The organism is Salinarchaeum sp. IM2453, from assembly GCF_019693215.1.
Lineage (GTDB): Archaea > Halobacteriota > Halobacteria > Halobacteriales > Salinarchaeaceae > IM2453.
Window position 1 is genome coordinate 1,272,317 of record NZ_CP081183.1, and the last position, 17,647, is coordinate 1,289,963.

Annotated in this window: 21 protein-coding genes; 9 read left to right on the forward strand and 12 right to left on the reverse strand. The window is 46.4% G+C overall.

The features are described from left to right. Window positions 1-45 precede the first annotated feature (45 nt). Genes K0C01_RS05925 through K0C01_RS05940 form a run of 4 tightly spaced genes read left to right on the forward strand, consistent with a single transcriptional unit; the run spans window position 46 to window position 2,522 of the window. The gene (locus K0C01_RS05925; RefSeq protein ID WP_221171094.1) at window positions 46-384 is read left to right on the forward strand and encodes a DUF7855 family protein; all 339 of its coding nucleotides are present in this window, start codon (window positions 46-48) and stop codon (window positions 382-384) included. After that, entirely contained in the window at window positions 385-1,218 is an 834-nt protein-coding gene (locus K0C01_RS05930; RefSeq protein ID WP_221171095.1) for a DUF7856 family protein, read from the forward strand. 32 nt (window positions 1,219-1,250) lie between these two features. Then, window positions 1,251-1,853 (forward strand): hypothetical protein, encoded by a 603-nt coding sequence (locus tag K0C01_RS05935; RefSeq protein WP_221171096.1) that lies wholly within the window; start codon window positions 1,251-1,253, stop codon window positions 1,851-1,853. Window positions 1,854-1,868: 15 nt separating this feature from the next. Next, a complete protein-coding gene (locus K0C01_RS05940) occupies window positions 1,869-2,522 on the forward strand; it encodes a MinD/ParA family ATP-binding protein (protein WP_221171097.1) in 654 nt (217 codons plus the stop codon). A gap of 16 nt (window positions 2,523-2,538) precedes the next feature. Here K0C01_RS05940 and K0C01_RS05945 read toward each other — a convergent pair whose 3' ends face one another. After that, complete coding sequence (locus K0C01_RS05945; protein WP_221171098.1) at window positions 2,539-3,408, reverse strand: transcription initiation factor IIB; 870 nt, start codon at window positions 3,406-3,408, stop codon at window positions 2,539-2,541. A gap of 167 nt (window positions 3,409-3,575) precedes the next feature. Here K0C01_RS05945 and K0C01_RS05950 point away from each other — a divergent pair, with 167 nt between their 5' ends. After that, window positions 3,576-3,953, forward strand: a complete 378-nt coding sequence (locus K0C01_RS05950; RefSeq protein ID WP_221171099.1) for a fluoride efflux transporter FluC — start codon at window positions 3,576-3,578, stop codon at window positions 3,951-3,953. Further along, on the forward strand, window positions 3,950-4,309 hold the full coding sequence (gene crcB, locus K0C01_RS05955; RefSeq protein ID WP_221171100.1) for a fluoride efflux transporter CrcB: 360 nt from the start codon (window positions 3,950-3,952) through the stop codon (window positions 4,307-4,309). The genes K0C01_RS05950 and crcB overlap by 4 nt, the downstream gene beginning before the upstream one ends. 358 nt (window positions 4,310-4,667) lie before the next feature. On the opposite strand, the gene K0C01_RS05960 is transcribed toward crcB, so the two are convergent. Further along, window positions 4,668-5,555 (reverse strand): coiled-coil domain-containing protein, encoded by an 888-nt coding sequence (locus K0C01_RS05960; RefSeq protein WP_221171101.1) that lies wholly within the window; start codon window positions 5,553-5,555, stop codon window positions 4,668-4,670. 60 nt (window positions 5,556-5,615) lie between these two features. Between K0C01_RS05960 and K0C01_RS05965 the strand changes: the two genes are divergently transcribed. Beyond that, window positions 5,616-5,783 carry a hypothetical protein gene (locus K0C01_RS05965; RefSeq protein WP_221171102.1) on the forward strand — a complete coding sequence of 56 codons (168 nt, stop codon included), beginning with the start codon at window positions 5,616-5,618 and terminating at the stop codon, window positions 5,781-5,783. A 128-nt stretch (window positions 5,784-5,911) separates the two neighbouring features. Here K0C01_RS05965 and K0C01_RS05970 read toward each other — a convergent pair whose 3' ends face one another. Together K0C01_RS05970 and K0C01_RS05975 are read right to left on the reverse strand one after the other, a co-directional pair. Then, window positions 5,912-6,970 carry a M20/M25/M40 family metallo-hydrolase gene (locus K0C01_RS05970; RefSeq protein WP_221171103.1) on the reverse strand — a complete coding sequence of 353 codons (1,059 nt, stop codon included), beginning with the start codon at window positions 6,968-6,970 and terminating at the stop codon, window positions 5,912-5,914. Window positions 6,971-7,135: 165 nt separating this feature from the next. After that, window positions 7,136-7,318 (reverse strand): ribbon-helix-helix domain-containing protein, encoded by a 183-nt coding sequence (locus K0C01_RS05975; protein WP_221171104.1) that lies wholly within the window; start codon window positions 7,316-7,318, stop codon window positions 7,136-7,138. 152 nt (window positions 7,319-7,470) lie between these two features. Here K0C01_RS05975 and K0C01_RS05980 point away from each other — a divergent pair, with 152 nt between their 5' ends. After that, complete coding sequence (locus K0C01_RS05980) at window positions 7,471-8,445, forward strand: aldo/keto reductase (RefSeq protein WP_221171105.1); 975 nt, start codon at window positions 7,471-7,473, stop codon at window positions 8,443-8,445. Window positions 8,446-8,532: 87 nt separating this feature from the next. Here K0C01_RS05980 and K0C01_RS05985 read toward each other — a convergent pair whose 3' ends face one another. From K0C01_RS05985 to K0C01_RS06010, 6 genes are all read right to left on the reverse strand, one after another. Beyond that, entirely contained in the window at window positions 8,533-9,282 is a 750-nt protein-coding gene (locus K0C01_RS05985; RefSeq protein WP_221171106.1) for a lipoate--protein ligase family protein, read from the reverse strand. After that, window positions 9,279-9,548 (reverse strand): hypothetical protein, encoded by a 270-nt coding sequence (locus tag K0C01_RS05990; RefSeq protein WP_221171107.1) that lies wholly within the window; start codon window positions 9,546-9,548, stop codon window positions 9,279-9,281. The genes K0C01_RS05985 and K0C01_RS05990 overlap by 4 nt, the downstream gene beginning before the upstream one ends. Window positions 9,549-9,655: 107 nt before the next feature. After that, window positions 9,656-10,921, reverse strand: coding sequence for an outer membrane protein assembly factor BamB family protein (locus tag K0C01_RS05995; RefSeq protein ID WP_221171108.1), 1,266 nt, complete (start codon window positions 10,919-10,921; stop codon window positions 9,656-9,658). A gap of 179 nt (window positions 10,922-11,100) precedes the next feature. Beyond that, the gene (gene lpdA, locus K0C01_RS06000) at window positions 11,101-12,525 is read right to left on the reverse strand and encodes a dihydrolipoyl dehydrogenase (protein WP_221171109.1); all 1,425 of its coding nucleotides are present in this window, start codon (window positions 12,523-12,525) and stop codon (window positions 11,101-11,103) included. Window positions 12,526-12,575: 50 nt separating this feature from the next. Next, window positions 12,576-13,793 (reverse strand): threonine ammonia-lyase, encoded by a 1,218-nt coding sequence (ilvA, locus tag K0C01_RS06005; RefSeq protein ID WP_221171110.1) that lies wholly within the window; start codon window positions 13,791-13,793, stop codon window positions 12,576-12,578. A gap of 495 nt (window positions 13,794-14,288) precedes the next feature. After that, on the reverse strand, window positions 14,289-14,465 hold the full coding sequence (locus tag K0C01_RS06010) for a DUF8107 family protein (RefSeq protein WP_221171111.1): 177 nt from the start codon (window positions 14,463-14,465) through the stop codon (window positions 14,289-14,291). Window positions 14,466-14,560: 95 nt separating this feature from the next. On the opposite strand from K0C01_RS06010, the gene K0C01_RS06015 reads away from it, so the two are divergent. Next, on the forward strand, window positions 14,561-15,136 hold the full coding sequence (locus K0C01_RS06015) for a DUF8052 family protein (RefSeq protein ID WP_221171112.1): 576 nt from the start codon (window positions 14,561-14,563) through the stop codon (window positions 15,134-15,136). 46 nt (window positions 15,137-15,182) lie between these two features. Here K0C01_RS06015 and K0C01_RS06020 read toward each other — a convergent pair whose 3' ends face one another. Both K0C01_RS06020 and K0C01_RS06025 read right to left on the reverse strand, forming a co-directional pair. Beyond that, complete coding sequence (locus tag K0C01_RS06020; protein WP_221171113.1) at window positions 15,183-17,033, reverse strand: carbon starvation CstA family protein; 1,851 nt, start codon at window positions 17,031-17,033, stop codon at window positions 15,183-15,185. A gap of 154 nt (window positions 17,034-17,187) precedes the next feature. Next, on the reverse strand, window positions 17,188-17,637 hold the full coding sequence (locus tag K0C01_RS06025) for a universal stress protein (protein ID WP_221171114.1): 450 nt from the start codon (window positions 17,635-17,637) through the stop codon (window positions 17,188-17,190). Between the last annotated feature and the right edge of the window lie 10 nt (window positions 17,638-17,647).

The window sequence follows — 17,647 nt, forward strand, 5'->3', positions numbered from 1 at the left end:
TTTTCGTAGCGTTTATTGGCGAAATAATATCTAACTATACACATTGTGCTATTGGTCGTCACCTACTCACAGGAGGCGCGACAGACACTTCGAAATATCTGTAACGCACATGAAGACGCCATCGTTCGCCGTTTTGGACGTGCGGCACTGCTTGAAAGTACACAACGGGGCGCACTTCTTGGCTTACGACTAACTGAAAAACACGGAGCAGATGTTCAAATTGAACGAACTGAGCCTTTCAACAAATACAGGGATACTCCAGAACGCGTACGTAAGGCAGCAACTGCCTACGAAAACCAGGCACATGCAAATACTCCGTATCATCAGTTTGTAGCGGGAACTGAATATCCGTCCCTCGATGAACTTCAAGATAAAGAGATATAGATGGTCTCTATTATCATAGAAGACACAACGTTTTATGGGCCAACAATTGATCTCACGGCCTATAATATAACGCCAAATGACGTTCTTACAGCTTTGCATACCAATTCTCCCGAGATTAGTATATCGACCACTCCCCCCGGACCTGTTCATAACCGACTGGGTTGTGTACACGAGGAGAAGTCGTATCAAATTCGCAGTGCTTTAGCGGCTGTTGCTCGTCAACGTGGATATACAACTGCGTATGATTCACAACTTGAGCGCGTTCAAGAACGATTATCCTCTATAGATCTCCCAGAAGTGACATTTGACCATGAACACCAGCGACTAGCTCAGAAGGATAACATCGAACAACTTCAAGAGGAAATATCTGCCCTCCGTGGCCGGATTCAGGAACTTCGACAGCAAAACAAGGATCCTGAAGGAAAAATCCAGCAATTACAACAGCAAGCCGGGGAATTATCCGCCAAGCAGACCGAATATACTGCAGCAAAACAGGCATTAGAGCAAAAACAAAAACAACTCCGCGATATGCGTGATAAGCGCGAAAAAAGACTCAAGCTGCAGGATAAACAGCAAAATCTTCGTAGGAAATCTCGAAGGATCCTTACAAGAAAAATACGGCCTCAGTTCATCCGTTCACTTGACTCTATCCCGGGAGAATATGAGCTGTCTGATACCCCCGGTACCGTCGAAACTGGTGAAACAACGGCTGCATTAGCAATCTATCGGCTTTCCCGATCTTCTGCGCCTGTCGTTCTGGCCAGCTCCCGGTTTCCTAATTTGACTGCCGCAACTGCTGCTCTTGATGCCCCGGTTATCCGATGCTCTCCCTAATATTCAAGGGCGAATACGGAGCTATTCCCGCCATGGTTTCACTTAATTGGCGTACAACAGTTCAGGACGATGCTACCTTCATTACAGCCATCTTAGATAACCGGCGACAGATCTCTGGTGTTGAAGCACACCTTGCCACGATCTCTGTTGATTTTAGTGGCAAACTCCACCGCCCACAATCTGGTTCAATTCAACAGTGGGATCACGAACAGGACACGTTTCAAGTCCGTATCCCAGTGAACGAACGTACTGGCGTTGGCATTGTTGGAACTGGAGCGGATCCGTCTCCAACGCTCTCTGTAACTTCCGTTGCTCCGGAATCTGATGATTTTGATGATACTTCACCCACCAGATCAGAGCTTATTCACCGGCTTGCCGATCCTCGTCCGACTAGAGATGCTGTTGACGATTCATCTCTTCTAGCTGTAGAATGCCAGTTTAATCATGCCGATGGTGATCCTAGCGCCTGTGACGTACAGAAAGTTCCCAGAGAACTCCAACAATGGGCTACTGATATTGAATCTCGTGCCGGGGATGGCCCTCAAGCGCAGCAAGTAGCTGATGAAATACAAGTCAATGCGGTTCGACAGCGTTCTAAAACGCTTCTTGAACAAATCGAAGCAAGCAATCCTTGATTCTTCAACAATACAATGATTCTCGCAATTGTCAGTGGTAAGGGAGGTGTCGGCAAATCAACTATCGCCTACAACCTTGGAGCTCTTGTTAATGGTGTCGTCGTTGATGCCGATATTGGTGCACCTGATCTACCGTATGGAACTGGACCGACGATACATGATGTGTTGGGTGATAGAACCTCTGTTTCTGATGCCGTTATCAGACGGTCGTCTGTAAGACTATTACCTTGTGGCCGATCGTTACACGGAGCTCGGGCCTGTGACATTACACAACTTCCAGATGTTCTTGATCAATTGGAAGCAGCGCATGAAACAGTGATTGTTGATTGTCCAGCAGGTATCTCTGCTGTTACTGGACTCGTATTACAGGCTGCTGATCGATGTCTGATTGTTACAACTGGAACTGACCGAGCCCTTAGCCAAACTCTTCGAATCCGAGAGCTCGTGCGATCACTCAACGTTGGTATTGACCGTGTAGCTGTAAACAACATCTCTGGCGATAGCACGCCTGGCGATGCTCGCCGACAAACCGGTGTCCCTGTGACAACTATCGACCACAGTGAGAAACTCAAGACTGCACAACAATCCGAGACGCCTATAACAGATTCAGCTCCTGGGTGTTCTGCGGCAAACCAGCTTAAACAACTCAAAACAGAACTTTCAATTTGATACTTCGATCCAATCGCTATTTGAGATCATAATATGTCTTCCGCAGTGTTACGGGTGAGACATCAGCAACATCTGCAACTTCCTCCTGTGTGATTGTATGTCCCTCCTTTTTTGCAGTCGTATATATGCACCCGGCGGCAACTCCTGTTGGGTCCCGTCCAATTGAAATTTGCTCTTCTTCTGCCTCTTTCGCAAGCTGTAGTGCCTTTGCCTCAATGGCATCTGAAACCGATAGTTCGGATATGAATCGCGGAATATATTCCTGTGGTGCAATTGGCCCAACTGGAAGTCCCAGCTCGCTGTTGAGCGCACTGTATGCAGCCTCCAGTTCATTTTGACTTGCACGAGCATGTTCGACAATTTCATCAATTGTTCGAGAGATGGATCGAACACGGCAGGATGCATACACACATGCCGCAGCAAATCCTTCCAGTGAGCGACCGCGCAGCAAATCCTCTGACTGTGCTGAATCAAAGAGCGTACAGGCTGACTCTCGAATATCTCGAGGTAAATCAAGTGTGCTGATGATTCGCCGGATCTCGGTAAATCCGTACACCTGGTTACGCTCGGCCTTTGAACTAATTTGTGCTCGATTGTGTTCTCTGCGCATCCGTGCAAACTGACGGCGTTTTCGACCGGTCATTCGAACATTACGGTCACTACCAATCTCTGTAGAAAGCCCTCTGTCGTGTCGGGACCGAGTTAGTGGCGCACCTGTTCGTTCACGGTTTACTTCGTCATCTTCAAATGATCGCCATTCTGGCCCACGGTCAATCCGGTCTTCAGAAACGACAAGACCGCACTTTGAGCAAATAGTTTCATTTCCTTCCTGTGCTAATGAGCCGTTACATTCTGGACATCCAGTTTGTTTCTGTGTTGTCGCCATCACATTTGGAACTTGGTGCTGGATGAGTATTTAAAGGCCGGTCAAACCCCGGGTTTTCCCGGCCATTTTGCAATTGTTACCTACCGATAAACGGTAGGTGGATATCGCAAACCCGTTAACACTTTATCTGATTAGCTGGTTATCTCGATTGACTCTCTTCAATCTCTATGTCAAAACTATCTCGACTTTATGCAGTGCTTCTTGTTGCAGGTGGCGGATTCCTCGGTGCTAGCACCCGGTACGCTGTTGATCTGTTATTTGGATCCACGCTGATGTCTACACTTTTTACAAATGTCCTTGGAAGCTTTGCGCTTGGATTGCTATTGTATGAGTCTCTTAACATCGGTCACACACCAGAATACGTCCGCCTTGCTGCTGCCACTGGTTTTCTGTCCTCGTTTACAACATTTAGTACGTTTATTACCGACTTAGTCGTCGTTTCTCCGCTTTCAGCACTTGGTTATCTTATCGCGAGCTATGTACTTGGATTTACTGCAGTAATCGTTAGCAAGACAATTATCGACCAGCTTTTAGTTCAAACATGAACTTCGAAAACACACTTCTTGTCGGTGCTGGTGGAGCTGTTGGGGCATTGGCCCGATATAGCGTGGGAGAAATCATTCAACGAGAGAGATTTCCACTCTCAATTTTGGTTGTGAATCTCCTCGGGAGTTTTATTGCTGGTCTTCTTCTTTTTGTCAGCCCGCGTGACTCTATTCTGTTGTTCGTTTCTGTTGGATTCTGTGGAGCATTCACGACATTTTCATCATTTTCGTTCCAGACTGTTTACCTCTGGTCTAATGATAACAAGCAAGGGGCGATTATTCACGCTGGCAGCAACCTGATTCTGTGTCTTATCGCCCTTGCCTTGGCGTGGCTGATTGTTGGCGTACTCGTATAAATATGGAAAATTACAGCTCGTTTGTCTTATTCACTCTGCACTCGAATTGTGTGTATAGTTGTCAGTTGTTCTACGACTCACAGCAAACTCGAGGAATACCAGATAAACTGTATGGTCTGTCTCGCAAGTTTGGCTGGTATCAATCCGTAGGACACTGATTTACTCGAATCGTCCGGTGACAAGTGTCGTCACCGGAAGAGACCTCTAGCCCCGTCCCTGGTTTTCGTCGTTGCTTGTCGTTTGCTAGAACATACTTACAACTAACCGTACTACACTAGCATAACCGCACTAACATGATCTAGTTACTTCCGTGAGAGATTAACCCTTCTCAGGGGTGGAATTTGCCCCGGGGACATCTCTATCCGGTGACGACACTTGTCCCCGGGCCAGACTGATTGTCTGTCGGAGATGATTCACCGGGAATCTCTGCATCATCCGGGATAATGATCCGTCGCTCTTTGTAGGTCAACCCATCCGTTCGACGCGTCTTTTTCTTCACCTGAATTCGATTTCGGGTCAGCATGTGCATCACGTCAATAATCCGTGACACTAACTTCTTCGCGTATTCCTGCGATACATCTGATCGCTCCCGGATGATCCACATCTTGAGATCAGATGCAGACACATACTCACGAACGTTTTTACACCCACGTTTCCACGGACTATGTCGCTCTCCACGGGAAGCCCACAGTTCCGCTGCCAGTTCTTCAGCGTCCGAGTTTGTCGTGCGATTAAACGTATCCTCGTCCATTCGATTTAATTTCTGAATTGGTAGTAGATCCTCGTATGGAAGGGCATCAGGGCCATTCGCTTCGATATCATCTGGAAGGTCTTTGGCTTTATAGAAGACTTCACCGTCTCGCTTGATTGTTTTTAATTGGTCAGGTCCATCTGGCAGCAGATCCGGCATAACGTGGTCTTTCCGGAGTTTACTGCCCTTCTGGAGTTCTTTACTGTGCAGTTCACAGAGCATGTCTCGGTATTGGTCGATCCAATCTGTGACCCAACCTTCTTGCTTGGATTCAAGATCAATGATTGTCGAATTGAGCTCATCAACTTCTTCATTCGTTTCCTCAAGTTCATCGCGTAACTCGTCGTTTTCTTCGCGTAATTCCTCGTTGGCCTCTTTGAGTTCTGCAATCTCGTCTTTCAGCGAGTCAATTTGAGCGTCTTTGGCTTCAAGTTGATCAGATAGCTTGATCACTTGCGATTCAAGGGAATCAACTCGTGAAACAAGATCACTCATCACAACCACCTCGAATTCCCGAAAAATTTGGCTGCTGTGCTGGGTTGATGGCGATGGTATATGCTAGCGATACACCTGTTCGTGCGAGACTTTGATAGTCTCGTAGTGTATTTCTCTGCATGGCTTCCGTACTTGCCTACGGGAGCCGCCGCAGGTCGGTGCGACGACACCGGCCTGCAACTTCTCACTGATTCTGATCTACTATCAGAAGCAAGTGTCTCCCGATAGCTTAATTTCTATTTTCCGACAGTATAAAACTACCTGAAGCCGCCGGGAAGGTCACATATTATACTGACTGCGTAAGTGTCATTACGGAAGATTCGAGACAAAAGCCTCGCTTCAGGGCGATAAGGGGGTCAAAGGTCAACACTAAACGACGTGTCACTATCTGTACTTGCAACTGCTTCGACAAGCACCTCTACGGCAGCATCCAGATCTTCCGTATCGATAACTTCGACTGGGGTGTGCATGTATCGGTTTGGGATCCCCAAGTTTAGTGAGGGAATACCTCCAGCCTGTGTGAAAAATGCATCTGCATCTGTTCCCGTTCGAATCCCGGCAGCCGAAAGCTGAATGTCAATTTCAGTTTCGTCTGCGGCAGTGCGTACGGTATCAACGACTTTTGGATGGTTTGCACTTCCCCGTCCGACAACCGGTCCTTCTCCTAATGCAACATCACTTGCTTTGTCACCCGGTGCGGATGGATAGTCAGTCGCGTGGGTAACATCAACTGCGACTGCAGCATCCGGTGCGAGTTCTTCGCCAATCATCTGTGCACCTTTCAGGCCTACCTCTTCTTGTACTGTTGAAACAGCGTATACTGTTGCGTCAACATCACGCTCTGCAGCGCGGCGAAGTGTCTCTGCAGCAACCCATGTCCCAACTCTGTTGTCAAGACCTCTTGCTGCGATTCGTGTTGATTGCAATTTGTTGACTGTTGTTGCTATTGTTACAGGGTCCCCGACTTCGACAAGCTCTTTTGCTTCTTCTTCATCTGCAGCGCCAATATCGACTTGCTGCTCTGCGATTGAGTCGTAGGTTTCGTCGTCCTTGTCTCGGAGATGAATCGCTGTCTGACCAATTACGCCGTGTATTGAGTTGTCCCCGTTATGTATCTTGACGTGTTGACCACGTGAGACCGTTTTATCTGACCCTCCAATTCGACCGAGATGGATGTATCCCTCATCATCGATCTTCCGAACAATATATCCAATCTCGTCTGTATGCCCGCCAATTGCAATTGCTGGTCCTTCACCGTTTAGCACACCTACTGCATTTCCATACTCGTCTGTCCGAACTTCATCGGCAAACGTCTCAACATAGTCAATCCACCGCCGCTGTGCTTGAGTTTCATATCCAGATGGACTCGGTGTTTCAAGCAGGTCATACAGGAACTCTTGTTGTGAATCCTCCATACCTTCATATTATTCCACGCAGGTAAAGAGACCACCGCTTGGACGAGGTGCCGAACTATATATGTGTGTATGTGAGGAAAATTTGTGTGGTTATCTTTTCTTGAATCACAGTGACAGTGAGGCGAAACTCTATGACTTCAGCCGTGGGAGGTGGTTAATTGTGCGTCAACTGTCTGTTTCCTTATCCATCCGTCCGTGCCTCTGATCAATTTCGTCCAACAAATCGAGATTCTTGCGGATGGATGCCCGGATTGCCTCACTTCGATTGACATACTTTGCATCATTTCCAACGTGGTTGTCTAAATCCTCAAGCAATTCCTCTGGAATCTCAACGCTAATTTTTGGCATATCTGTTACTTATTTTTCGGCCTACTTTATTCAACCTGCTATGTAATGTCTCAGTTTATGTTCTGATTGTTCGTAATATGCTTACTATTTCTCGAAGCAATTGATGAGCCAAACAATAGCTTTGATTATCTCTGTGTGTATGATAGTCATTCATGGAGTATACAACTCTTGGCTCAACTGGGATGAGTGTCAGCCGTATTTGTCTTGGGTGTATGAGCTTTGGCGATCAATCTTGGCGTGACTGGGTCCTTGAGGAAGAAGAGAGCCACGAAATCATCAACCGAGCAATTGACCTTGGCATTAACTTCTTTGACACAGCCAATATGTACTCGCTAGGTGAAAGCGAGCGTATCTTAGGCAAGGCACTTGAGGGATACCGTGATCGAGCTGTCATTGCCAGTAAGTGCTACTTTGAAATGGATGAATCAAATCCTAATTCTCAGGGTCTCTCCCGAAAGGCAATTGAGCAGGAACTAGCTGCCAGCAAGGAACGCCTTGGGGTTGATACGATTGACCTATATCAAACCCACCGATGGGATTACAACACACCAATTGAAGAAACACTGAAGACTCTTGATGATGCGGTTCAACGTGGTGATATTCGATATCCTGGAGCATCCTCAATGTGGGCTTATCAGTTTGCCCAGTCTCTCTCCAAAGCAGACTCAGTTGATGTTCAGCCGTTTGTCTCCATGCAGAATCACTATAACCTCGTCTATCGTGAGGAAGAACGTGAAATGCTGCCACTGTGTGAGGAGGAAGGCATTGGTGTGCTACCGTGGAGCCCACTTGCCCGAGGATATTTGACACGTCCGTATGAACAAATCGACGCTACATCTCGTGGGGAAGCAGAAGAATATCTTTACGAACATCCTTACAGAGAGGGAGGTGGTGACACTATCAACGAGCGTGTCGAAGAGCTTGCTGCTGAGAAAGGCGTCTCAATGGCACAGATTGCACTCTCATGGCTGTTGCACCAAGATGTAGTTGACGCTCCAATTATTGGCGTCACAAGTGTTGAGCATCTTGAACAGGCAGTAGAAGCACTTGATATCGATCTTACAAGCAGCGAACAAGAATACTTAGAAGAACCGTATGAGCCCGTCCCGGTCTCTGGCCATGAGTAGTTATTCTTCGATAATACAGTTTTGCGCTTAGCTGGATTATAGTATTCTATAACTCTCTCAGGTTGGTGCCTCCCCTGCTAACTACTGCTATAGTTTTTTGTTCCACTGATCGGTTCGGAACTTCTCCTCAGCTAGCTCCTCTGCCCTATCAACAGTCTCTTTGTCGACCGCAGCCGTATCTCCACCATACTTTTCCTTGAATTTGGCTATCATTTCATCGATTACTGTTGCTCGGTCATGATCAATGTAATCTTGCATAATAACAACACGCTTTTCTGCTGATTTAACGGCTTTATCTGATACTTTCTTTTCTCCAATTCGCAATGCACGGAGCATTTCTTCGATATTTAGACTGTAACTCAATGTAGCGTGATGTAATACTGCGTTCTTTTTACGGAGTTGTGCTGCACCTCCGATTTTTCCATCTGCATGTGAAACATCATTTAGTGGTTCATGATGTGCATCTAATCCAACATTGTCCAGTGCATCAATTACCCACTGATTTAGCATCCGATAGTTCTCTCGGACATCCTCCGGTACTTCTTCCCGAGGTAAATACATTGAGAACGTGATGACGGCCCCCGGCTCAACAAACATTGCACCACCACCAGTTACCCTCCGTATCACTGGAATATCATTTTGCTCAACGTAGTCTGTGGCTACTTCGTCTTTGTATGCCTGAAACCGTCCTAGGGGGACTGCTGGCGTTTTTCGATACCAGAACCGAAGTGTCGGTTCCCCATCACCTTGATCCATATTGTCAAGTAATGTTTGGTCGAGAGCGTGGTGTACTGCTTCCGGCCGCCTCTCTCTGGTGTTGATAATATTCCAAGTCATGCTGTTGCCTCTTCGATCGCATCAGCCAGGTCAGCTGCATCGAATCCAATCAAATCGGCATCTACGCTGTTTATTTGCCTAATCAGTATATCCCTTTCAACATCTGTCCGATATCCACTGAGTACTGATTCAAGTTGCTCTCTAGCTTCTGGTGGCTCCAAAAAGAAGTCTCCAGTGATCCTCACGTCTTTGATTTCTTCATCATATTTCACTGCAACTTCCAATAGTTTGCCTTCTGGTGGTTTTACTGAGGCCGTTGATTCCATATCACTCTATATATGCTTGAGAGATCCTTTTGCTTTCTGGTTATTTATTCCCATCAAGTATACTATAAATAACTATCCGATCAGCGGTTGCATACTCTGTTCATTTGTCAGTCCCCGTAATCAGGCAACTGGTGTGCACACTTTGGACAGTATTTTGGACTGTCAAATGAACTTAGATCTGTAGAACAATTCGGACAATTCATGATTTCTGCGTCTGTCATCACTTCATCTTCCTCGATCTCCTCGTTCTCTTTGCTCTCACTAAGGTCCTGATCCGTTCCAATCGCTTCTAGATGCCGCTTAATCGTCCGATACACTTTAGCTGGATCTGTTGCTGTGCGAACGCTGTGATGACCAAGTGCAGCCAGTAATACTCGTGTATCTCGACTTGACTTGGAGTGACCAGTGTCTAATGCATGTAGGTCCTTCGACTCTGATGCGACATACAGTGTTCCATTCACTACTATCGGAGATGTTAGAACTTTTCCTGTGACACGATATCTCCAGTCTGTGTTCCCCGTCCCAGTATCAATTGCATATATCTGACTATCTGAGCTCCCAACATACAGTGTGTCTCCAGCTACCGTTGGGGAGCTTCGAATCTGTCCTGACGCTTTGTGTGTCCACTTTTCTGCACCTGAGTTCACATCATACGCACTTAGCTTATTGTACCCCGACGCGAAGACTGTCCTATCAACAACAGTTGGGGAACTGTGGCTTGGTCCCGCTAGCTTCGCTGACCATTCTTCGCTTCCTGTCTTCGCATTTACTGCGTACAAATTACTGTCCCAACTCCCGACGAACAACAATCCATTACTCACTGTCGGTGAAGATGTAACACTCCTCCCTGTCTCAAATTTCCACTGTTTTCGCCCTTCGTCAATATTGATCGCATATAATCCGCCATCGTTACTCCCAACATACAACATATTATCCACAATTACTGGTGAAGATTTCACATCACGGCCCGTTTTTACTGCCCATTGTTCTCCACCGCTATCGATGTCTAATGCTCGCAAATAACCATCAGAGTCGCCAATATAGACCGTTTCATCAAGAACTGAAGGTGAACTTCGAATTTGATCACTGACCGAATTGCTCCAGAGTTCTTCTCCATCCTTAACATCAATGGCATACACTGTCCCATTCTCACTCCCAATGTATGCTACCTGATTAAGTACTGCTGGAGATGTTTCTACACCTCCAGCAATCTGTGTTCGCCACTTTTGCTCGCCTGTCTCCGCATCAATAGCATAGAGCCCGGATCCACTACCGATATAAACCGTCCCATCAACGACCGTTGGAGAAGATTCTCCCCAGTTATGTGCACCAAACTTCCATGTTGCCGACCCGGAGGATTTGCCTTCACTCATATCCTTCTTTTAGTGGTGTCTTTCCTTAACTCTTGTAGCCTTGGATTGCGTCTGTCATACAAGTGTAAAATATACAATATTTATCACTAGTAGAATCGCCACAACGCAGTCAAAACAACTCACACCAGTTGTCGATAATAGTGCTAATCTCTGGAGCTGTGCTATTGTTGCTGCGCTGTCTACCGGTCTATTACGTGAATCGGTCGGCCCAATGCCTTTTCACAGGCTTCCATTACTGACTCTGCAAGAGTTGGATGGGTATGGATCGTCTCTGCTACCTCGTCCAGTGTCGCTTCCATCTCAACGGCGAGCGTGAGCTCAGCGATTAATTCTGAAGCTTCTGGCCCAACGACCTGGCCGCCGATCACACGTTCGTTTTCGTCGGCTACTACACGGACAAATCCGTCTGTTTCATCCTGCGCCATTGCCCGACCTGAAGCCCGGAATGGGAATTTCCCGACAATCGGATCGATACCAGCTTCCTTTGCTTCATCTTCAGTCATCCCGGTAACAGCAATTTCAGGGTCCGTGAAGCATGCTGCTGGAACTGTTTTATGATCTAGCTCTGAATCCATCCCTGCAATCACTTCTGCTGCGACAACTCCCTGATGGGAGGCACGATGCGCTAGCATTGGCTCTCCAAGCACATCCCCAATCGCATAAATTCCATCAACCTCTGTCCGCAGCTGGTCATCTACATTGATGCGTCCCCAGTCATCTGTTTCGACCCCCGCTGCTTCGAGATTTGCAGTATCTGTGCGGGGTGACCGGCCAATGGCAACCATAATTTCTTCGCCGGTGTATTCACGGAATTCGTTATCGTCTTCGTCTTCAACTGGCATTGCAGCGACGGTCACGGTTCCATCGTCATTTTCCCACCATTCTCGCGCTTCCATACCGAAGTGGAAGTCAATACCAATCTTTTCTCCCCGCCGCATTACCGGCTTCACAAGATCATCTTCATAGCCTCGCAACGCTGTTGGTGGACGACCGATCAGTGTTACATCACATCCAACCTTTGCAAGCACGTCTGCGGTTTCCAGGCTGATGTATCCTCCACCGATAATAATCATCGAATCTGGCAGTTCGGTTTTGTTGAGCACATCACGAGAATCAAGAATTGGATCAGCATCAAATGAGAAGCCCGGGATCTCAGTAGGAACTGATCCTGTCGCAATGATTGCATCATCAAACTCAATTCGTTCTGTTACGTTTCCGTCTTCGTCAAAAATTTCTACTGAACTGTCGTCGATAAATTCTGCCCGTCCGTTTACTTCCCGGACACCGTTTGCCTTGAATAATTTCCCAATACCGCCTGTAAGACGTCGAACAACGCGATCTTTCCATCGCGAAAGTTTCGCATAATCAAACTCTGGATCTGCGTGGATTCCCATATGCTCAGCATTGCCAACTCGATGGGCCATTGTTGTTGCTTTAATTAGTGCCTTTGATGGGATACATCCTCTATTTAGACACGTTCCTCCGACGTCTTCCATCTCTACAACTGTAGTATCAAGACCTAGCTGTCCCGCCCGAATAGCCGCAACATAACCGCCTGGGCCAGCACCGATGACGAGCACCTCTGTTGAGTTCGTCTCAACCATGCACTGTTGGTTGTAATCCTACTACTTAAAATCGGATGAATCGGAATTTTTTAATTTTCACGGGCAACATCGTATCCCGCATCTTGAATTGCTGAAATTATCTGCTCTGCGTGTGATTCACCACTTGCAACTACACGGAAGATCAGATATGCCTCTCCAACGCCGAGATCTTCCACAGCTCGCTCGTGACGAACTGTCCTGATATTTGCATCTTGCTCGGCCATAATTTCCGAGATTTCTGCCATTTTTCCTGGTCTGTCATCAATGTGAATCTTGAGCTGTAGCAACTGATACATATCAGCCATTGCATGCTGTAGTACTGTCTCTAACATTGACATATCGATATTGCCTCCACATAACAGCGGCACAACTGTCTCATCTGTTACGTTGAGGTCATCGGATAACATCCCAGCAACGGAAGCAGCTCCCGCTCCTTCGACCAACTGCTTGGCACGTTGCAGTAGTACCAAAATCGCTTCAGCAATCTCATCATCGCCTACGGTAACTACTTTATCAACATTTTCTTCTATCAAACTGAGTGTTAGTTCTGAGATTCCACCTGTTGCAATCCCATCAGCAATTGTGTCTGGGTTTTCATGATCAACTGGAATCCCTTTGTCAAGGCTTTGGGGGACAGTTGCTGCATCTTCTGCTTGTACTCCAACAACTCGTATATCTGGAGCGACCGCTTTCAGTGCAGTTGAAATTCCCCCGATCAGTCCACCACCTCCAATAGGAACGATTACAGTATCAACCTCTGGCACCTGCTCATAGATCTCAAGACCAAGTGTCCCCTGTCCAGCAACAATATCTTCATCATCGTATGCATGCACAAATACCGAGTCTTCGTCAGCCATTTCTTGTGCGTGATCCATCGCCGCCTGGAAATTTCGTCCGTGTAAAATGACTTCTGCTCCGTATTCACTTGTCGCATCCACCTTCGCTTGTGGCGCGTCGTTTGGCATTACGATTGTCGAGTCGAGTCCTGATTTTGTTGCGGCAAGTGCCACACCCTGTGCATGATTGCCAGCACTGGCCGCAACTGCATGAGTTGGCCCTCCTTCTTCGACTACCCGCTGCATTTTGTTGTATGCACCTCGTGTCTTGAACGAGCCAGTCCGCTGCAAATGTTCCATTTTTAGTCGAACTGTCCCATCACACATCGAACTTAAAGAACGACTGATCTCAATTGGTGTCCGAGTAACAACTGACTCGTCATCAATCCGAGACCGAGCAGCTCGTATGTCTTCTATTGTCACGTCAGCCATAACAACCGGATTTGAGATAATAATGTAAAATAGTTTCCCCGAATGGCAAACACATGATATATTTTACAGCAACAAATTCCGCTAAGGCAAGCAGAAGCCCTCATAGAATTTTGCATGAGTTAGTATAGAAATGAATCCCTCCGCTAATTATCAAATGAACAAAAGAATTATTATTCTCAAGAATGTAATCAATCTTATGAGTATTGTTAGTAAAGTACTCGCTGCCTTCTCTTTGAAGTCGGTCAATACTTCATCTTCAGAGTCTGGCGGCTACTGGTGTCACGACTGTGACTGTCGTATCCCAGCAAGTGATGTGCCTGACGATGAGAGCCCATTTTGTCCTTCTTGTGGAGAACAAATGAAGTTCGAACGTTCCTCTCTTCCTAGCTGTGCGTGCTGAATTACAGCGGTCGCAGACAAAATTCTCAGGTTAACTATGGAAAGAGATCAAACTCTGTCTGTGACCGGTATATAAGAGCATCTCTATATTCGTGATTAGCGGACAATTACACTTGTTAATGCCACCAAAATAATGACGACTAGTACGTATCGGGTCAGGGTAAACTCAAGCATATCAATAAAGTCCATCCCCCAAAGTGCAATATACCCAATGATGGCTGATCCAATCACGTTGATAATGAAGTGAACCCGTGGATCACCTTTTGACTCCATCTCATTCTTAACTTTGGCATGTATCCGTATAAGTACTTAGTTAACTACCGACCAATACCACGCTATTTAGGTTACAAGGCTTCTTAAATTCAACAATGGATGATCCGTCTGAATCTGAATTCCCTGAGTGGGGACGAGACTATCTTAACCGATTAGCTGGGAGAATTGTTCACAGCTATGATCTTGAGAAAAACAAACACATTCGTGGATTCGATTTTACATTGTATGCATCATTCGAAGCTCAGCGGCACAAGCAGCTATTTCACCCCGCTATTTCATATGCAGAACACAACCTATACGAATATCTGTTCGTTAACGAATATGACACTGTCACAATCGAAACTGTTGATCAGCTAATTGATCTTGGACACGAACTAGCTGATGATTGGATTGATGCAGATGATGATCACTATGCGACAGAATTCTCTTTTGGGCTCATCGTACCCTCAATCCCTGATGATATACGACAATACGTTTCTCGTATAGACGAACGGACGATGCTTCGGTATGGATTTGATGGTCACTATGATATTCACATCATTGTTGTTGCCCCAGAAGAACAATCTATTGTTGCGACTGACCGTGCTGAAATTCAGGCAGCATTTATTGAATGGGATACTCAGTCACGGTCAACTGGGATATTTTCATCGCTTCTTGATCAACTTCGATAGCGTCCCGCTTTGCACACCCAGAAATAAGTAAAATACTCAAACGTCGTTAGTCGTCGTCTGCTCCGCCATCCGTGACTGTCGTTCCTGACTCTTGTCTAATATCCTTAATGTGGTTGTAACCGATCCACACAAGGCTTAGTGCCAATGTAATCAGTGTTAGCGCCACACCGATCTGGACAACAGCTGCAAGTTGTTCTACTATTTCCGTTTCAGCGTCAGCTGTAATTCCAAGTAGTCGTCCTCCAAGGATTGTGTATCCTGCTGTCCAGATCAAGCTCGCTATAGTAATGAACAACATAATGACCATTGGAATTGTCATCGAGTACGTTTGTTTTGTTTTGTCCCAGTTTGTAATCCAAACTGTGACAGCCAAGAACGCAAGCGCAGCGAGTAACTGATTTGCACTTCCGAACAGTGTCCAGAGGTCCTCCCAGCGTCCCGTTCCAAGGAGGAAGAATGCGAGTACAACAATAATTGGCGTATTGATGAACCGGTTGACACTATATTCTTGAACGGTTGTCTCAGGTGTTTCTACAATCTCTTCGACCATATACCGGCTAAGCCGGGTTGCTGTATCCAAACTTGTTAGAAGGAATGCAACGAGCACGAGTGCCATAATTGCTTGCGCTTCAGTAAACCCAATCCCTAAGGCTGTTAGGATGGCACCTCCGCCCTCAGCAAAGTTCGGCAGCGCATTTGCAATGCCTCCGCCCGGATCCGCTGGAATTGCAACGATAACCACCGCACTAATCGCGACGATGGAGAGCATCCCCTCCAGTAGCATCGTTCCGTATCCAATCAATCTTGCGTCACTTTCCTTGTTTAGCTGCTTTGCGGTTGTTCCGGACGAAACAAGAGAGTGGAATCCACTGATAGCTCCACACGATATTGTCACAAAGAGCAGCGGGAAGAGAGGCATCAGCGGCAGTTCATCGTATGGGCTGTCTCCACCAAAGAACCCATACCATGCATCGGCTTCAAATGAGTACGTGATGCCTTCCCCGGTGTCCATCCCTGTAATGAACGTACCAACAATGACGGCTAGTACTGCACCCCCAACCCCTGCATACAGAAGGAATGATGAGAGGTAATCTCGCGGCTGTAGAAGTGTCCACACGGGAAGCACGCTTGCGATGGCCGAATACACCAGTAATACGAGGACCCATGCCCCTATATTAGGATCCCCCAGTAGTTCTGGAACAAATCCGGGTGCCTCAGCAAACAGTGTGTATACTCCATTTGAAATTCCCTCTGTTTCTACCATCGCGATTGGGTATTCAATCCCAAGCCAGACCGAAGCGAATACACCTCCAACAAAAATGACTGTCCCGACTGAGAATGGGAGATTCAACTGATATAACCAAACACCAAACACCAGTGCTAACCCGATGTATAGAATGCTGGCAGTCGCTGTTTCTGGATACGCATTGAATACGACTGCGGTTACCAGTGCAAACGCAGCTACAACTAGAATTAGCGTTAAGAATGCGAACCAGAGAAGCATGTGTTTTCCACGCGTGCCGACGTACTCACCAATCACATAGCCAATCGACTTACCCTTATGCCGTACGCTGCTTGTTAGTGACGTAATATCATGAACAGCACCAATCAATGGGTTACCAATGATAATCCAAAGTAATGCCGGTAACCAACCCCAAATAAGCGTTGCAGTAATTGGTCCAATTATGGGTGCCCCTCCAGCAATGCTCGAAAAGTGATGCCCAAGTAAGACTGGTTTCTTTGCCGGTACGTACTCTTGCCCATCCTGATACTTGTGTGCTGGTGTTTCTCGACTATCATCCAACTCAAGATATCGTCCCATATAACGCCCGTAGACCAAGTATGCGGACGTGAAAACCACTACACCAATCAACACTAGCCATATAATATGGTCCATACGTTACGACAAAGGATATTCTTATGATCTTAATAAAGTTAACTTTATGTTCATCTTTATTAATTCGATTATTAGTTAAAAATATATTATACTATTATAAATAGTAGCTGAAATATTCTATCATACTACTGTTTATCCTAAATATATCATATCTTTAGTTTTCTTTCGTTCCAACTGTCGTAACTGGAACCGGGCTTTTTCTGACAACTTTTTCTGCTACACTTCCAAGCAGAATACGATCTGTCCCCGATCGTCCGTGTGTTCCAATTACAATCCCGTCAATATCATTTTCCTTAGCGTACGCGATAATTTCTTCATGTGGTTGTCCAACCCTCGTGTCTGTAATTAATTCAACGTTGTATTTCTCTGCTTTTGTACCGAGCTGGTCCAGTGCCTTCTCCGCAGTTTTTCGTTGTTCATCTACAACATCGTGATGAGCGCTTGCTGGCTCCATCCCCGCTGAAAAGCCTCCCAATCGGACTGGTTTGATCACATATAGTCCATGGATTGTTGCACCATGGTTTTTGGCTAGTTCAAGCCCAAACTCAGCGGCCTCATAGGAAGGGTCGCTCCCATCAATTGGAATGAGAATCTGGTTGAACATTTCAGAGTGT

Bases quoted from the DNA above. Each gene is read 5' to 3' on its own strand.
- K0C01_RS05930 (WP_221171095.1), top strand. From the start codon at position 385: ATGGTCTCTATTATCATAGAAGACACAACGTTTTATGGGCCAACAATT.
- K0C01_RS05935 (WP_221171096.1), top strand. From the start codon at position 1,251: ATGGTTTCACTTAATTGGCGTACAACAGTTCAGGACGATGCTACCTTC.
- K0C01_RS05940 (WP_221171097.1), top strand. From the start codon at position 1,869: ATGATTCTCGCAATTGTCAGTGGTAAGGGAGGTGTCGGCAAATCAACT.
- K0C01_RS05945 (WP_221171098.1), bottom strand. From the start codon at position 3,408: ATGGCGACAACACAGAAACAAACTGGATGTCCAGAATGTAACGGCTCA.
- K0C01_RS05950 (WP_221171099.1), top strand. From the start codon at position 3,576: ATGTCAAAACTATCTCGACTTTATGCAGTGCTTCTTGTTGCAGGTGGC.
- crcB (WP_221171100.1), top strand. From the start codon at position 3,950: ATGAACTTCGAAAACACACTTCTTGTCGGTGCTGGTGGAGCTGTTGGG.
- K0C01_RS05960 (WP_221171101.1), bottom strand. From the start codon at position 5,555: ATGAGTGATCTTGTTTCACGAGTTGATTCCCTTGAATCGCAAGTGATC.
- K0C01_RS05965 (WP_221171102.1), top strand. From the start codon at position 5,616: ATGCTAGCGATACACCTGTTCGTGCGAGACTTTGATAGTCTCGTAGTG.
- K0C01_RS05970 (WP_221171103.1), bottom strand. From the start codon at position 6,970: ATGGAGGATTCACAACAAGAGTTCCTGTATGACCTGCTTGAAACACCG.
- K0C01_RS05975 (WP_221171104.1), bottom strand. From the start codon at position 7,318: ATGCCAAAAATTAGCGTTGAGATTCCAGAGGAATTGCTTGAGGATTTA.
- K0C01_RS05980 (WP_221171105.1), top strand. From the start codon at position 7,471: ATGGAGTATACAACTCTTGGCTCAACTGGGATGAGTGTCAGCCGTATT.
- K0C01_RS05985 (WP_221171106.1), bottom strand. From the start codon at position 9,282: ATGACTTGGAATATTATCAACACCAGAGAGAGGCGGCCGGAAGCAGTA.
- K0C01_RS05990 (WP_221171107.1), bottom strand. From the start codon at position 9,548: ATGGAATCAACGGCCTCAGTAAAACCACCAGAAGGCAAACTATTGGAA.
- K0C01_RS05995 (WP_221171108.1), bottom strand. From the start codon at position 10,921: ATGAGTGAAGGCAAATCCTCCGGGTCGGCAACATGGAAGTTTGGTGCA.
- lpdA (WP_221171109.1), bottom strand. From the start codon at position 12,525: ATGGTTGAGACGAACTCAACAGAGGTGCTCGTCATCGGTGCTGGCCCA.
- ilvA (WP_221171110.1), bottom strand. From the start codon at position 13,793: ATGGCTGACGTGACAATAGAAGACATACGAGCTGCTCGGTCTCGGATT.
- K0C01_RS06010 (WP_221171111.1), bottom strand. From the start codon at position 14,465: ATGGAGTCAAAAGGTGATCCACGGGTTCACTTCATTATCAACGTGATT.
- K0C01_RS06015 (WP_221171112.1), top strand. From the start codon at position 14,561: ATGGATGATCCGTCTGAATCTGAATTCCCTGAGTGGGGACGAGACTAT.
- K0C01_RS06020 (WP_221171113.1), bottom strand. From the start codon at position 17,033: ATGGACCATATTATATGGCTAGTGTTGATTGGTGTAGTGGTTTTCACG.
- K0C01_RS06025 (WP_221171114.1), bottom strand. From the start codon at position 17,637: ATGTTCAACCAGATTCTCATTCCAATTGATGGGAGCGACCCTTCCTAT.